The following is a 12,918-nucleotide window of genomic DNA, read 5'->3' on the forward strand; positions in this document are numbered from 1 at the left end:
CGGATTAATGAGGAACGGACGGTATGTCGAACACAAAGACTGAGACCGGCACCCCTGCCAAGGTGGCAGGGCTTGCGACCCAGACCAATGCAATGAACCGCGGCAACCTGAGCCTGCTGGGCCTCTACGGTCCCGAGGACAGCATGACCGCGCTGATCCGGCTGCCGTCGGGCCGCACCCGCAAAGTGTCGCGCGGCAGCCGCCTGTCATCGGGCCAGGTGGTGGCCATTGACGCCAAGGGTCTGATCCTGAATTCCAGAGGTGAAAGCAAGCGCCTGATGATGCCGGGCAGCTGAACCATCCGGACCCGCGCGCGGGCGGGTTGATGCGGGAAAAGCTGCCGGCGTTTCTATGAAAACCCCTGCGCGTTCCAGGGCTGGTTTCAGCGCCTCTTGACCTGCCCGCGCCCGCGGCCCATGAAGGCGGCCATGACAGACAAAATCGCTCTCATCACCGGCGCATCGCGCGGCCTTGGCAACGCCCTGGCCGAGGCGCTTGCGCCCACCCATCACATTGTCGCCGTCGCCCGCACCACCGGCGCGCTGGAAGAGCTGGATGACCGCATCCAGGCGGCGGGCGGCTCTGCCACCCTGGCGCCGATGGACATCACCGTTCCGGAGGCGATGGCGACGCTCTGCCGCGGCATCCACGACCGCTGGGGCAAGCTGGACCTGTGGCTGCATACGGCAATCCACGCCACCGCGCTGTGCCCGGCGCCATCGGTTGCCCCCAAGGACTGGACCAAGGCCGTGGCCATCAACGCCACTGCGACCTCGGTGCTGATCCCCTATGTGGCGCCGTTGCTGGGCCAGCCGGGCCGCGCGGTGTTCTTTGACGACGCCAAGGCAGGCGAGAAGTTCTATGGCACCTATGGCGCCACCAAGGCGGCGCAGATGGCGCTGGCCCGCAGCTGGCAGGCCGAGGCCGAGCGCACCGGCCCGCAGGTGCGGATCCTGGAACCGCAGCCGATGGCCACCGCCCTGCGCGCCCGCTTCCACCCGGGCGAGGACCGCAGCGCCCTCGCCTCGATCCAGGACGAAGCCGCCCGCCTGCTGCCGCAGATCCTCGCGGACTGACGCCTGCCGCCGTCCCGCGCCGCGCCGCGCGCGGCGCCCGGCCCAACGCCTGGGACGGCATCTGTGATGCAGGCCCGGGGGGCGGGAGCGCATCCGGCCGCCCGGCCTGTTGCCTCCCTGCCCCGCTTTGCGGCTGATCCTGCTTCCATCCGCGAAATCCTTGCCCCCTAACGGTGCAGGTCCTATTCAATCGGAAACCCGGTTGAACACGGCAGGCAGACACCCCATGCGCATACTGATCACCAATGACGACGGCATCAGCGCCGAAGGGCTCACCATCCTTGAGGCCATCGCCCATGAGGTCGCAGGCCCCGGCGGCGAGGTCTGGACCGTGGCCCCGGCGTTTGAACAATCCGGCGTCGGCCATTGCATCAGCTACACCCGTCCCACCATGCTAAGCCAGCTGGGCAAGCGCCGCTTTGCCGCCGAAGGCTCGCCCGCAGACTGCGTGCTGGCAGGCCTTCATGTGGTGATGCAGGGCGCCAAGCCGGATCTGGTGCTGTCGGGCGTCAACCGCGGCAACAACTCGGCCGAAAACGCGCTTTATTCCGGCACCCTTGGCGGCGCCATGGAGGCCGCGCTGCAGGGGATCCCGGCGATGGCGCTGTCGCAGTATTACGGCCCTGCCAACCGCGAGACCGCAAACCCGTTCGAAGCCGCCGCCGTGCATGGCGCGGCGCTGGTCAACAAGATCCTGGCCGCCCAGCCGCAGGACCAGCAGGACTACCGGTTGTTTTACAATATCAACTTCCCGCCGGTCCCAGCAGCGGACGTCAAGGGCACCCGCGTCGCCCCCCAGGGGTTCCGCCGCGGCAGCCATTTTTCGGCCGAGGAACAGCTGTCGCCGACCGGGCGGCGCTACCTGTGGATCCGCGGCGGCAATCAGCAGGTGGAGACCGTTGCAGGATCAGATGCCGCGGTGAACCTGGACGGCTATATCTCTGTCACCCCGATGCGCGCCGACCTGACCGCGCGCGATGCACTGGATGCGCTGAAGGCGATTGAAAGAGCCGGCGCATGAGCGGACCCGATCCGGAAACCAAGATGCAGTTCCTGTACTCGGTGCGCTCGCGCGGAGTGACCGACCAGAAGGTGCTGGAGGCGATCGAGGCCATCGACCGCGGCATGTTCGTGCGCGGCATCTTCACCGACCGCGCCTATGAGGACGTGCCGCTGCCGATTGCCTGCGGCCAGACCATCTCGCAGCCCTCCGTTGTCGGGATGATGACCCAGGCGCTGGAAATCAGCCCGCGCGACACGGTGCTGGAGGTCGGCACCGGCTCCGGCTACCAGGCGGCAGTCCTGTCGAAACTGGCGCGCCGGGTCTATACCATCGACCGCCACGCAAGGCTGGTGCGCGAGGCGCGGGCGGTGTTCGAGCAGCTGCAGCTGGCCAATGTGACCTCGCTGGTCGGCGACGGCAGCCACGGGCTGAACGAACAGGCGCCGTTTGACCGGATCATCGTGACCGCCGCCGCCGAAGATCCGCCAAGCCCCCTGCTTGCGCAGCTCAAGACCGGCGGCATCATGGTGCTGCCGGTGGGGCAGTCCGACCATGTGCAGACCCTGATCCGGGTGCGCAAAACCGAAGACGGGCTGGAGTATGACGAGCTGCGCCCGGTGCGCTTTGTGCCGCTGCTTGAGGGATTGGCCAAGGACACGTAAACTACCGGCGGATTTCAGCCGCCCCCTGGACGGCATGAGCTATAATGATTGACGCGAGAGAATCCCCGCGAAAAAGGGGAAGCGTGTTTTGAGGAGAGCAAAATGACCCGGACCCCCCCCAACCGGACCGAATCCCGCGGCCTGCCCCGTGCAAGGCTGCTGGCCGTATTGCCGCTGGCCGGGATGCTGACCGGGGTGCTGGCCGCCTGCCAGGGCCCGCTGGACTATGACCTGCGCGGCCAGCTGGGCGCCTTTAACACCGCCGGCGCTGCAAAATCCGCCACCTCGAACCGGCCCGCGCCTGACAGCCGCGGGCTGATCACCTATCCCTCCTACCAGGTGGCGGTGGCGCAGCGCGGCGACACGGTTTCGGATGTGGCAGCGCGCATCGGCCTGCCGCCCGCGGAAGTTGCCCGGTTCAACGGCATGGAAACCGGCGACAAGATGCGCCAGGGCGAGGTGCTGGCGCTGCCGCACCGCGCCCCGGACAGCCTGCCTGGCAGCGCCGCCGCGGGGGCCGTCGATATTGCAACGCTGGCAGGCCAGGCCATCGACACCGCGCCGCTGACCTCGCCCAATCCCGGCTCTGTGACCCCCACTGCAATCCAGCCGGTGGCCAAGCCGCAGCCGCCCAAGGTGCAGGCAGGCCCCGAGCCGGTGCGCCACAAGGTGAAGCGCGGCGAGACCGCCTATACCATCTCGCGGCTTTACCAGGTGCCGGTGAAATCGCTGGCGGAATGGAACGGCCTGGGCAGCGATTTTGCGGTGCGCGAAGGCCAGTTCCTGCTGATCCCGTTGAAAGAGAAAGCCGCGCCGCGCCCGGCCCCGGCTGCTGCCGCCGTGGCAGTCACCGAACCGGGAGCCGGCACTGTGACGCCGGTGCCGCCAAGCGCCAGCCAGCCGCTGCCGGAAGAAAAGGTCGAGCCTGCCGCCGTTGCCCCGGCGGCGGAAACCCTGCCCAAGCCGGACCTGCCCGAACCCACCCGCGCCAGCAGCGCTGCGATGGCCTATCCGGTGCAGGGCAAGATCGTCAAAACCTACGCCAAGGGGCGCAATGACGGCATCGACATCGCCGCCGCCGCCGGTGCGCCGGTCAATGCCGCCGAGGCCGGCACCGTGGCGGCGATCACCAAGGATTCCAACAACGTGCCGATTGTGGTGATCCGCCACAGCCAGAAGCTGCTGACCGTCTATCAGAACGTTGGCAATATCACCGTGAAAAAGGGCGAAAGCGTGGTGCGCGGCCAGCGCATTGCCTCGCTGCGCGGCGGCGACGACGCCTATGTCCATTTCGAAGTGCGCGACGGGTTTGAAAGCATCGATCCGCTGAGCTACCTGAACTGACGGCAGCTTGCTTGGTGCAAGAACGAAAAGCCCGGCCTATCTGCCGGGCTTTTGCTATCAGCACCATAGGCGGCGCAGCTCGCCACCCGCACTGCTGCATATGACGGACAGGCTGTCCTTCAGCACTTCTGCGGCGACAGGGCAAAGCGCGCATGTACCCAGGCCGCGCACAGCACAACCGCCAGGCCGGCACAAAGGCTGGTGCCAAAGGCGCTCTCTGCGCCGTAAGCATCGACAATCCGGCCCGAAACCGCCGCCCCCAGCGCAACACCGGCATTCAGCCCCGAAAGAAGCCAGGTCAGCCCTTCGGTCAATTGCTGCTCCGGTACGATCTTCTCAACCAATGACATGGCGACGATCATGGTCGGCGCAAACGACAGCCCCGCCACAAAGACAGCCACCGCAAGGCCGGAAATATTGCCCACGAACACCAGCGGCACCGTGGCCACAGCGGTCGCCGCCCCGCCCCAAAGAAGCAGCCGGCTGAGCGGCACTGACAGGACAAGCGCGCCATAGACAAGCCCGGCAAGGCAGGACCCGGCCGCATAAGAGGCCAGAACCAAGCTCGCCAGTGCCGGTCGGCCCAGATGTTCGGCAAAGGCCACGCTGGCAATATCCACGGTTCCGACAATCAGCCCCATCGCCACCAGCAACAGCGTCAGCAGACGCATGTCCATCAGGCCGATAACGGCTGCTTGCCGGCTGTCACCCCGGGCAACAACTGGCGGTTCGGTCTGCCGCTGTCGCAATAACGCAGCAACGCCAACAGCCTGCAATGCTGCCGCAGCCATTATGCCGGCTTCGGCAAAAACCATGATGCTTAGCCCCACCGCCAGCGGCGGTCCGGCTATGAATGTCACCTCATCCAGCACCGTTTCCAGCGAATAGGCTGTTTGCAACCGCGCCTGCCCGCTGCAAAGCGTCGCCCACCGCGCCCGTACCATTGCAGAAACGCTTGGCATGCCACCCGCCATAACTGCGCCCGCAAACAGCGTCCAATGGGCGGCCTGCCACAACGAGGCGCAGGCCAGAAGACCAAAGCCAATCACGCTGATTACCGTTGCCAGCGGCAGAACACGGCTTTGCCCGTAACGATCGACCAGCCGCGAGGTCTGCGGCGACAACAGCGCATATGTCATCACAAAGGCCGCCGCGACTCCGCCTGCAAGCGTGTAGCTGCCATGGCGCTGTGACAACATTGTGATGATCCCGATCCCGGTCATCGGCAAGGCAGTGCGCCCTAACAGGCCAGCGCATACAAATGCTGCTGCCCCAGGTGTTTTGAAAAGTTCTGCATACGGATTGTTCATGCGGGTTTTCCCCTCAGTGTCTTGTCATGTTGATTTGGCACGGGCATTAACAAACAGCTCGTATCAAAGCGGGCGTACAGTGATACGACCCGTATGTAAATATTCATACGTCGCGTATGTAAGGAGAAAAAAATGGTCCGCCGCACCCGCGCAGAAGCTGAGGAAACCCGTGTATCCCTGTTGGCAACAGCCCGCCGCGTCTTTGCCGAACAGGGCTATGCCCAGGTCTCGATGGATGATTTGACGCGCCAGGCAGGGCTGACCCGTGGTGCGCTGTATCATCATTTCGGGGACAAGAAGGGGCTTCTGGCAGCTGTCGTTCTGCAAATCGATCAGGAAATGGAGGCCCGCCTGCAAGACATTTCCGAATCGGCCACCTCCCCCTGGGAGGGTTTTCGCGCCCGTTGCCACGCACATCTGCAAATGGCCCTGGAGCCAGAGTACCAGCGTATCGTGCTGCGGGACGCAAAGGCCGTGCTTGGCGACATCGGCAACAACCAAAGCCAATGCATCGCCACCATGGCACGGCTGATTGACAGCATGATCCGCAACGGCATCATCGATGAAACAGACCCCGAAGCCCTGGCGCTATTGATCTTCGGCAGCCTGTCGGAAACCTCCGCATGGATCGCGGATGAGGGCGGCAGCGAAGCCCGCCTGCGGCGGGCGACCTGCGCCTTGGACATTCTGCTGCGCGGGATACCAAACACGGCGCAGCCGCAACCAGCCGGATAGATATCTGCGCCGGGCCAAACCCGCTCAGCGCAAGCTGACCCCGTGGCGCCCGGCCAAATCGGTAAAGAACTGCCAGGCCACCCGGCCCGAGCGGGCGCCGCGGGTGGCCTGCCATTCGATCGCCTCAGCCCGCAGCGCCTCGGCATCCGGTTTGACGCCATAGGCGGCGCAATAGCCCGCGATCATCGCCAGGTATTCATCCTGATCGCAGGGGTGGAACCCCAGCCACAGGCCGAACCGGTCCGACAGCGAAACCTTCTCCTCCACCGCTTCCGACGGGTTGATGGCGCTGGAGCGCTCATTCTCGATCATGTCGCGCGGCATCAGATGGCGCCGGTTCGAGGTGGCGTAGAACACCACATTCTCGGGCCGCCCCTCGATACCGCCGTCCAGCACCGCCTTGAGGCTTTTGTAATGCTGGTCGTCATGGCTGAACGACAGATCATCGCAGAACAGGATGAACCGGTGCTCGGAGCCGCGCAGGTGGTTCAGCAGCCGCGCGACCGAGGGCAGATCCTCGCGCTGGAGCTCCACCAGCTTCAGTTCCGGGTGATCCGCCGCCAGCGCGCCATGCACGGCTTTGACAAGGCTGGATTTCCCCATCCCCCGGGCGCCCCACAAAAGCGCGTTGTTGGCGGCGAAGCCCCGGGCAAACCGGCGGGTGTTGTCCAGGAGCGTATCGCGCGAGCGGTTGATGCCGACCAGCAGGTCCAGATCGACCCTGTTGACCGCTTTCACCGGCTCCAGCCGTTCTGGCCCAACATGCCAGACAAAAGCGCTGGCCGCGTTGAAATCCGGGGTTTCCAGCGGCGCGGGAGACATCCGCTCCAGCGCCTCGGCAATTCGGGTCAATGCGATCTGGTCCATGGGGTGCCTCCGTCCGTCAGTTGACGGATTTCAAAGCATGTTCACGGCGGCACGGCAAGGGGGGGCGGCGGGCGCTGCCCCTGCGCCGCCGGCCTGGTCCAGTCAGCAGGATCAATCCGCTGCGAAACAGTAGAAATAACCGTTGCCGCCAGTGGCGCGCAGGTCCTCCGCGCTGCAGCCGCGCGAATCATGGGCTGCATTCCAGGAGATGTTGCCGCCGCCGTGCCGGTCATGGTGGCCGACCGTGGCCGAGCCCTCGCCGTTGGAGGTCCAGTTCGAACAGGTCTTATCGCCCTCCTGCCAGGGGAAATAAGCGGTGCCGTCTTCTTGGGTGCCGGTCAGGATATCATGCTCGTTCGGATCGTCGCCGCGGCCCTTGATCCGGTTTCCGTTCTCATCAACGGCGGTGCGGGCGTAGATATTCGGCAGGATATGCAACTGGTCCAGACCCACCGCGATCAGCTCGCCATTGGCATTGTACCAGGGACCGGTGCCGATGCGCGCGCGGGCCGAGATGCCGCGCTTGCCCTCTTCCTGGGTGCTGAGGTAGGCGCGCCAGGTCCGCCCGGCAGAACCCGCTGCTTCGGCCAGCTGGGTGCAATGGGCATCGGCCCCTTCGAGCCCGCCAAGGTTGCCGCCATCGCCGAGGCCGGCCGAGGTCACGAAGAACCCCATCGGCGGATCCTCGGCCAAGGACGCGGATGCAAACGCGCACACCGCTGCGCAGGAAAAAACAGCCAGAACTTTTTTCATGGAAACCTCCCAACACTCAAATTCTGGCGACAGCATGCTGCAAGGCCTGGGACAAAGATACTTGGTTGCGGGGATCTTCACGGAAGCGTGTTTGCAGGCCGGGGCGGGATCAGAAAACGAAAAAGGCGCGCCGTTGCCGGCGCGCCCTCCTGTTTCATGCCATCACCAGCCTACTTGTCCTTGCCGTCATCCGCATCGAATTCAGCCATCATCGGATCGTCGGGATGGGTGTCCATCTCATCCTCGTCGTCATAGTAGCCATCGGCGCGCAGCTGCGCCTCGCGCTTTTTCTCGACGCGGCCGACCAGGAAAATCGAGATCTCGTAAAGGCCGTAAACCACCACAAACAGGATCACTTGGGTGATCACATCCGGCGGTGTCACCAGCGCGGCCAGCACCAGGATCGCCACCACCGCGTATTTGCGGACGGCACCCAGGCCCTCGGCGCTGACCAGCCCGGCCTTGCCCATCAGCGTCAGCAGCACCGGCAGCTGAAAGCACAGGCCGAAGGCGACAATGAACTTGATGGTCAGGTTGAGGTATTCCTGGGCCGACCCCTGAAACACCACGCTGAGCCCCTGGTTCACTTCCTCGCCGGTGACAGCCTCGCCGCCGGACCCGAACTGCTGGAAGCCCAGGAAAAAGTCATAGGCCAGCGGTGTCACCACATAAAAGGCAAAGCTGGCGCCCAGAATGAACATGAAGGGCGAGGCGACCATGAAGGGCAGAAATGCACCCTTCTCATTCTTGTACAGCCCCGGCGCCACGAAGCGCCACATCTGGAACCCGATATAGGGAAACGCCAGCATGAAGCCGCCCAGGAAAGAAATCTTGATCGCGACAAAGAAGCCCTCCTGCGGGCTGATGAAGATCAGCGCGCAGTCCTGGCCGCTCTCGGCCAGCACTGCGCACAGCGGCGCGGTGAGGAAGTTGAACACCGGCGTCGCCACCGTGAAACAGATCACCATGCCGACGATAAACGCCACGACCGAATGGATCAGCCGGCTGCGCAGCTCGGCCAGATGTTCGATCAGCGGCGCCGCCGAGTCGTCGATCTCATCCGGGTTGCTCATGATTTGGCCTCTTCTTCGGGTTTCGGCGCAGCAGGCTTCAGCGCAGCCTCAGCTTCTTCTGCCTTGGCCAGCGCCTCCTCGGCCTCTCGCGCCTTGCGCTCGGCAGCGGCCCGTGCGGTGGAGGCCTGGATCTTCTTGGCATCCTCAGCCCGCTCCGCGGCCAGCTTGCCGGTTTCGCTGTCAGGATCGAATTTGGCCGGGTCGATCGACTTGGCCATGTCCTGCGCGGCCTGTTTCACCCCGTCCATGGCAGTGCCCATCGGGTTGCTGGCGGCCTTCAGGCCCTTGGCCATATCCTTGACTCCGGCCTCATCCGCCGCATCATGCATGGCCCGGCTGAATTCGCGCGCCATCCCCCTGGCCTTGCCCACGAACCGTCCCACATTGCGGAACAGCACCGGCAGGTCCTTGGGGCCGACGACGATCAGCGCGACCACGCCGATGACCAGCAGTTCGGTCCACCCAAGATCGAACATCCGCGCTTAGACCTTGTCTTTTTCAGCCGTGGCTTCGGCTTCGGGCGTGACGTCCTTGGCGTCGGCCGCCGCGTCGTCTTCCAGCTCCTTGGTGCCTTCGCTGATGCCCTTCTTGAACGAGGTGATGCCTTTGCCGACTTCGCCCATCAGCGAGGAAATCTTGCCGCGGCCAAACAGGACCAGGACCACAACAGCAATAAGCAGAATGCCGGGAAGGCCGATATTGTTGAGCATGAGAATGTCTCCTTCTGGTTCCGGCACGGATCAGCGCTGCCGGTGGAATTGTTCGCTACGGGTTTAGCGCGGACAGCGCTTTGAGCGAAAGCAACACCCGCAGCACAATGGCCCGTGAAGCGCAGATTTTGCTGTTTTTGCAGGCGCCCCGCATCCAACTGACAGGTTTATGTCAGTTGCAACGCGGTAAATCCAGCCCATCACACGCAATTAAGGAGAAACGTGATGCGCAAACATGTCGCCGAAATCGTGACCTTCAAACTTGAAAAAGGGATGAGTCCCGCGGATTTTGTCGCTCTGATGCAACGCACCGAAGGCTTTGTGCGCGCCCAGGCGGGCTTTGTGCGCCGGCAGCTGAGCCAGGGCGCGGATGGCAGCTGGACCGACTATGTGCTGTGGCAGGACATGGCCACGGCACAGCAGGTTGCCCAGGAATTCATGCAGCAGGATTTCACACCCGAGGTGATTGCGGCCATTGCTCCTGGCTCCGCCCATATGCGGCATGAAGAGGTGTTCTGGGGCATGGCGCCCTGATTTGAACCCGGGTGCGCCCGGCCCCTGCGCCGGGCGCGGCCCTTGACCTCGGCCCCTGTCCCGCGCCAAGGGTTGATCCCATGCGCCGCACTGACCGTCTTTTCGAAATCATCCAGATCCTGCGCGACGGCAAGCTGCACCGCGCCCGGGACATTGCCGCGCGGCTGGAGGTCTCGACCCGCACCATCTACCGCGATATGGACACGCTTGCGGCCTCCGGCGTGCCGGTCGAGGGCGAACGCGGCGTCGGCTACATGGTGCGCGAGCGGATCAGCCTGCCGCCGCTCACCCTGACGCCAGAGGAACTGGAGGCGCTGAACCTTGGCATGGCCATCGTCGCCGAAGCCGCCGACCCGGATCTGAAATCCGCCGCGCAATCCCTGGCGGCCAAGATTGACGCGGTGCTGCCGGAACAGACCATAGCCGAAGCCGACGCCTGGAAATTCGCGGTCTACCCGTTTTCGGACGCAGCCCGCGCCCTGGCCCATATGCCAACCCTGCGCGCCGCGATCAAAGCGCGGCAGAAACTGCAGCTGGCCTACCGCCGCATCGACGGCACCCTGACCGAACGCCGGATCCGCCCCCTGCACATGGAATACTGGGGCCGGGTCTGGACACTGACAGCCTGGTGCGAGACCCGGGGGGATTTCCGGGTGTTCCGTATCGACCTGATAGAAGACGCCTCCGCCCTGCCCGAACTGTTCGTGGATGAAGCCGGCAAGCGGCTGCAGGATTACGACCCATCCGGCAGCTGAGCCCCGCTCTTCTTCTTTCGCAAAATACTCCGGGGGAGGCCCGCAGGGCCGGGGGCAGCGCCCCTACCCAAGTTCGAAACTGGTGACTCCGTAGATCAGATCCGTCTCCAGTTGCGGCGCCGCGCCGCGGTACATCCGGGCGGTTTCGAACACCGGCGCCAGCCCCAGCGACCGCGCCAGATCAACCGCTTGCGCATGGGGTTCCGGCACATCCAGAAAGATCTCCTGCCCGTCCGGCAGCTCTTGCAGCAGCCGCGCCAGCACTGCTTCTGCTGCCGGGCGCGACACCGCAGCCAGCGGCCCGATCTTGCAGCCGCTGCCGCAGGGCCGCAGGGTGCCGAAGCCCGCCAGCGCGCCGTCCCGGCAAGCAGCAAAGGAGACATGCCCCGCCGCCGCCAGCCAGTGCTGCCAGAACACGGGGCGCGGCGCCGGGAAGATGCGGGCGTCCAGTGCCTGCAGGTCCGGCGGCGGCTCTGTCAGCGGCAACAGGTCAAATCCTCCGCCAGCCAAATGCTCTTCCGCAGGCACCCCGCCAAAACGGATATTGCGGCAGACCAGTTCAAACCCGGAACGGCGGTAGTTGTCCTGCTGGTCAACCACCCCGTCGAGCCCCACGGTGCGATCGCCGGCGTGCGCCAGCGCTTTTTGCCACAGGGCGTAGCCATAGCCTTGCCCGCGATAGGCCGGCGCAACGATGTAAAAGCCGAGGAAAGAGAACGTCGCCCCGTAGTTCACCACCGAAATGCAGGCGATCATCTGCCCGTCGAGGAACCCGCCCCGGAACCCTTCCGGATCAACAGACCCAAAGCAGGCCGCGTCCTGATGGCCCGGATTCCAGCCTTCGCGCGCAGCCCAGTCCAGGGCGGTGCGGATTTCCGAGCGGTCCAACGGTCTGATCTGATAGCTGCCCGGCATCTGCACCTCCTGTTCCCTCAGGTGCAGAATGCCCGCTAACGCCTAGGCAGGAAAGACGAAACAGCGGTTGCGGCGCACCGTCAGCCACATCACCCGGCCCTTTTCGGGCAGAAAGACGTTTGGCACAGTCGCCTTGAGGATCGAGCCGTCGAAATCCATCCGGAACTCGACCAGGCTCTCGCTGCCCAGGAACCGCGCCCGCTCCACCACCGCGCGCGCCGGAACGCCGTCGCTGGGGGTCGGCAGCGGCCCCTGGCCGCCGCGGTCGAAGTCGATGCGCAGATGCTGCGGGCGGAACACGATCTCCACCGCGGTGCCGTCCGGCACGCCAGGCGCCAGGAATTCGCCAAAGGCGGTGCGCGCCAGCGCCCCGTTCACCTCGGCCTTCAGAACGTTCACATCGCTGAAGAACGACATCGCCGCCTTGTCCACCGGGTGGGTGTAGACGTTGTAGGGCGCGCCCTGCTGCACGATCTGCCCGCCCCGCATCAGCGCGATCTCATCGGCCATGCGCATCGCCTCCTCCGGCTCATGGGTGACCAGCAGCACCGCGGTGTCTTCTTCTTTCAGCAGGCTCAGCGTCTCGTCCCGGATGCCGTCGCGCAGACGGTTGTCCAGCCCCGAGAACGGCTCATCCATCAGCATGATCCGCGGCCTGGGCGCAATCGCGCGGGCCAGCGCCACCCGCTGCTGTTCGCCGCCCGACAGCTGGTGCGGGTAGCCGTCGATGAACCGCTTCAGCGCAACCCGGTTCAGCAGTTCCTCGACCCGGGCGCGTTTCTCGTCCTTGCTGCCCTTCAGGCCGAAGCCAACGTTATCGGCGACGCTCAAGTGCGGGAACAGGGCAAAGTCCTGGAACATCAGCCCGATCCCGCGCCGCTCCGGCGGCACCCGGAACACGGTGTCGCAGATCAGCTTGCCGTCGACATGGATCTCGCCGCTGTCCTGCATCTCCACCCCGGCGATCATCCGCAGCGTGGTGGATTTGCCGCAGCCCGACGGCCCCAGCAGGCAGGTCACCTGCCCCGCCTGGATCTGCAGCGAGACGTCATCCACCACCGCACGGCCTTCGAAGAAGCGCTTGATATTGCGGATTTCTAGACGGGGGGCGGGAGTTTGGGTCTGCAATTGCACCTGTCGCCTCTTGCGGTCCCCGACGCTTTTCGTCGGAATTTGCCGCA

At 64.9% G+C, this 12,918-nt stretch carries 16 protein-coding genes; 8 read left to right on the top strand and 8 right to left on the bottom strand.

Annotation, left to right across the window (positions count from 1 at the left end; all coding sequences use genetic code 11):
• Positions 1-23 precede the first annotated feature (23 nt).
• The 5 genes from AC0KW6_RS04060 to AC0KW6_RS04080 all read left to right on the top strand — a co-directional run bounded on the left by AC0KW6_RS04060 (position 24) and on the right by AC0KW6_RS04080 (position 4,085).
• Positions 24-296: a hypothetical protein gene (locus AC0KW6_RS04060; protein WP_323783459.1), complete on the top strand. Its 273-nt coding sequence runs from the start codon at positions 24-26 to the stop codon at positions 294-296.
• A gap of 132 nt (positions 297-428) precedes the next feature.
• Positions 429-1,076, top strand: coding sequence for an SDR family NAD(P)-dependent oxidoreductase (locus AC0KW6_RS04065; protein WP_474034156.1), 648 nt, complete (start codon positions 429-431; stop codon positions 1,074-1,076).
• 226 nt (positions 1,077-1,302) lie between these two features.
• Positions 1,303-2,097, top strand: coding sequence for a 5'/3'-nucleotidase SurE (gene surE, locus AC0KW6_RS04070; protein WP_474034157.1), 795 nt, complete (start codon positions 1,303-1,305; stop codon positions 2,095-2,097).
• Positions 2,094-2,741: a protein-L-isoaspartate(D-aspartate) O-methyltransferase gene (locus AC0KW6_RS04075; RefSeq protein ID WP_323778999.1), complete on the top strand. Its 648-nt coding sequence runs from the start codon at positions 2,094-2,096 to the stop codon at positions 2,739-2,741. The genes surE and AC0KW6_RS04075 overlap by 4 nt, the downstream gene beginning before the upstream one ends.
• A 102-nt stretch (positions 2,742-2,843) precedes the next feature.
• Positions 2,844-4,085 (top strand): peptidoglycan DD-metalloendopeptidase family protein, encoded by a 1,242-nt coding sequence (locus tag AC0KW6_RS04080; protein ID WP_323779001.1) that lies wholly within the window; start codon positions 2,844-2,846, stop codon positions 4,083-4,085.
• Between the two features lie 119 nt (positions 4,086-4,204).
• Here AC0KW6_RS04080 and AC0KW6_RS04085 read toward each other — a convergent pair whose 3' ends face one another.
• Positions 4,205-5,395, bottom strand: coding sequence for an MFS transporter (locus AC0KW6_RS04085; RefSeq protein ID WP_474034158.1), 1,191 nt, complete (start codon positions 5,393-5,395; stop codon positions 4,205-4,207).
• Positions 5,396-5,527: 132 nt separating this feature from the next.
• Between AC0KW6_RS04085 and AC0KW6_RS04090 the strand changes: the two genes are divergently transcribed.
• Positions 5,528-6,130 carry a TetR/AcrR family transcriptional regulator gene (locus AC0KW6_RS04090; RefSeq protein ID WP_474034159.1) on the top strand — a complete coding sequence of 201 codons (603 nt, stop codon included), beginning with the start codon at positions 5,528-5,530 and terminating at the stop codon, positions 6,128-6,130.
• Positions 6,131-6,154: 24 nt separating this feature from the next.
• Here AC0KW6_RS04090 and AC0KW6_RS04095 read toward each other — a convergent pair whose 3' ends face one another.
• The 5 genes from AC0KW6_RS04095 to AC0KW6_RS04115 all read right to left on the bottom strand — a co-directional run bounded on the left by AC0KW6_RS04095 (position 6,155) and on the right by AC0KW6_RS04115 (position 9,533).
• Positions 6,155-6,997, bottom strand: coding sequence for an ATP-binding protein (locus tag AC0KW6_RS04095; RefSeq protein WP_323779007.1), 843 nt, complete (start codon positions 6,995-6,997; stop codon positions 6,155-6,157).
• 111 nt (positions 6,998-7,108) lie between these two features.
• Positions 7,109-7,750 carry a hypothetical protein gene (locus AC0KW6_RS04100; RefSeq protein ID WP_323779009.1) on the bottom strand — a complete coding sequence of 214 codons (642 nt, stop codon included), beginning with the start codon at positions 7,748-7,750 and terminating at the stop codon, positions 7,109-7,111.
• Between the two features lie 170 nt (positions 7,751-7,920).
• Positions 7,921-8,823: a twin-arginine translocase subunit TatC gene (tatC, locus tag AC0KW6_RS04105; protein WP_323779010.1), complete on the bottom strand. Its 903-nt coding sequence runs from the start codon at positions 8,821-8,823 to the stop codon at positions 7,921-7,923.
• Positions 8,820-9,299 (bottom strand): Sec-independent protein translocase protein TatB, encoded by a 480-nt coding sequence (tatB, locus tag AC0KW6_RS04110; RefSeq protein ID WP_474034160.1) that lies wholly within the window; start codon positions 9,297-9,299, stop codon positions 8,820-8,822. Before tatB ends, tatC begins: the two co-directional genes overlap by 4 nt.
• 6 nt (positions 9,300-9,305) lie before the next feature.
• The gene (locus AC0KW6_RS04115) at positions 9,306-9,533 is read right to left on the bottom strand and encodes a twin-arginine translocase TatA/TatE family subunit (RefSeq protein ID WP_323779014.1); all 228 of its coding nucleotides are present in this window, start codon (positions 9,531-9,533) and stop codon (positions 9,306-9,308) included.
• 225 nt (positions 9,534-9,758) lie between these two features.
• Between AC0KW6_RS04115 and AC0KW6_RS04120 the strand changes: the two genes are divergently transcribed.
• Together AC0KW6_RS04120 and AC0KW6_RS04125 are read left to right on the top strand one after the other, a co-directional pair.
• Entirely contained in the window at positions 9,759-10,067 is a 309-nt protein-coding gene (locus AC0KW6_RS04120; RefSeq protein WP_474034161.1) for a hypothetical protein, read from the top strand.
• Between the two features lie 80 nt (positions 10,068-10,147).
• Positions 10,148-10,822 (top strand): helix-turn-helix transcriptional regulator, encoded by a 675-nt coding sequence (locus AC0KW6_RS04125; RefSeq protein ID WP_474034162.1) that lies wholly within the window; start codon positions 10,148-10,150, stop codon positions 10,820-10,822.
• A gap of 63 nt (positions 10,823-10,885) precedes the next feature.
• On the opposite strand, the gene AC0KW6_RS04130 is transcribed toward AC0KW6_RS04125, so the two are convergent.
• Together AC0KW6_RS04130 and AC0KW6_RS04135 are read right to left on the bottom strand one after the other, a co-directional pair.
• Entirely contained in the window at positions 10,886-11,737 is an 852-nt protein-coding gene (locus tag AC0KW6_RS04130) for a GNAT family N-acetyltransferase (RefSeq protein WP_474034163.1), read from the bottom strand.
• 42 nt (positions 11,738-11,779) lie between these two features.
• Entirely contained in the window at positions 11,780-12,871 is a 1,092-nt protein-coding gene (locus tag AC0KW6_RS04135; protein ID WP_323779022.1) for an ABC transporter ATP-binding protein, read from the bottom strand.
• Between the last annotated feature and the right edge of the window lie 47 nt (positions 12,872-12,918).

This window comes from Leisingera sp. SA215 (assembly GCF_055902035.1).

What these genes read in the sequence shown, in the direction of transcription:
- AC0KW6_RS04100 (WP_323779009.1), bottom strand. Translation starts at nt 7,750, where the DNA reads ATGAAAAAAGTTCTGGCTGTTTTTTCCTGCGCAGCGGTGTGCGCGTTT.
- tatC (WP_323779010.1), bottom strand. Translation starts at nt 8,823, where the DNA reads ATGAGCAACCCGGATGAGATCGACGACTCGGCGGCGCCGCTGATCGAA.
- AC0KW6_RS04065 (WP_474034156.1), top strand. Translation starts at nt 429, where the DNA reads ATGACAGACAAAATCGCTCTCATCACCGGCGCATCGCGCGGCCTTGGC.
- AC0KW6_RS04095 (WP_323779007.1), bottom strand. Translation starts at nt 6,997, where the DNA reads ATGGACCAGATCGCATTGACCCGAATTGCCGAGGCGCTGGAGCGGATG.
- tatB (WP_474034160.1), bottom strand. Translation starts at nt 9,299, where the DNA reads ATGTTCGATCTTGGGTGGACCGAACTGCTGGTCATCGGCGTGGTCGCG.
- AC0KW6_RS04115 (WP_323779014.1), bottom strand. Translation starts at nt 9,533, where the DNA reads ATGCTCAACAATATCGGCCTTCCCGGCATTCTGCTTATTGCTGTTGTG.
- surE (WP_474034157.1), top strand. Translation starts at nt 1,303, where the DNA reads ATGCGCATACTGATCACCAATGACGACGGCATCAGCGCCGAAGGGCTC.
- AC0KW6_RS04060 (WP_323783459.1), top strand. Translation starts at nt 24, where the DNA reads ATGTCGAACACAAAGACTGAGACCGGCACCCCTGCCAAGGTGGCAGGG.
- AC0KW6_RS04120 (WP_474034161.1), top strand. Translation starts at nt 9,759, where the DNA reads ATGCGCAAACATGTCGCCGAAATCGTGACCTTCAAACTTGAAAAAGGG.
- AC0KW6_RS04125 (WP_474034162.1), top strand. Translation starts at nt 10,148, where the DNA reads ATGCGCCGCACTGACCGTCTTTTCGAAATCATCCAGATCCTGCGCGAC.
- AC0KW6_RS04090 (WP_474034159.1), top strand. Translation starts at nt 5,528, where the DNA reads ATGGTCCGCCGCACCCGCGCAGAAGCTGAGGAAACCCGTGTATCCCTG.
- AC0KW6_RS04085 (WP_474034158.1), bottom strand. Translation starts at nt 5,395, where the DNA reads ATGAACAATCCGTATGCAGAACTTTTCAAAACACCTGGGGCAGCAGCA.
- AC0KW6_RS04075 (WP_323778999.1), top strand. Translation starts at nt 2,094, where the DNA reads ATGAGCGGACCCGATCCGGAAACCAAGATGCAGTTCCTGTACTCGGTG.
- AC0KW6_RS04080 (WP_323779001.1), top strand. Translation starts at nt 2,844, where the DNA reads ATGACCCGGACCCCCCCCAACCGGACCGAATCCCGCGGCCTGCCCCGT.
- AC0KW6_RS04130 (WP_474034163.1), bottom strand. Translation starts at nt 11,737, where the DNA reads ATGCCGGGCAGCTATCAGATCAGACCGTTGGACCGCTCGGAAATCCGC.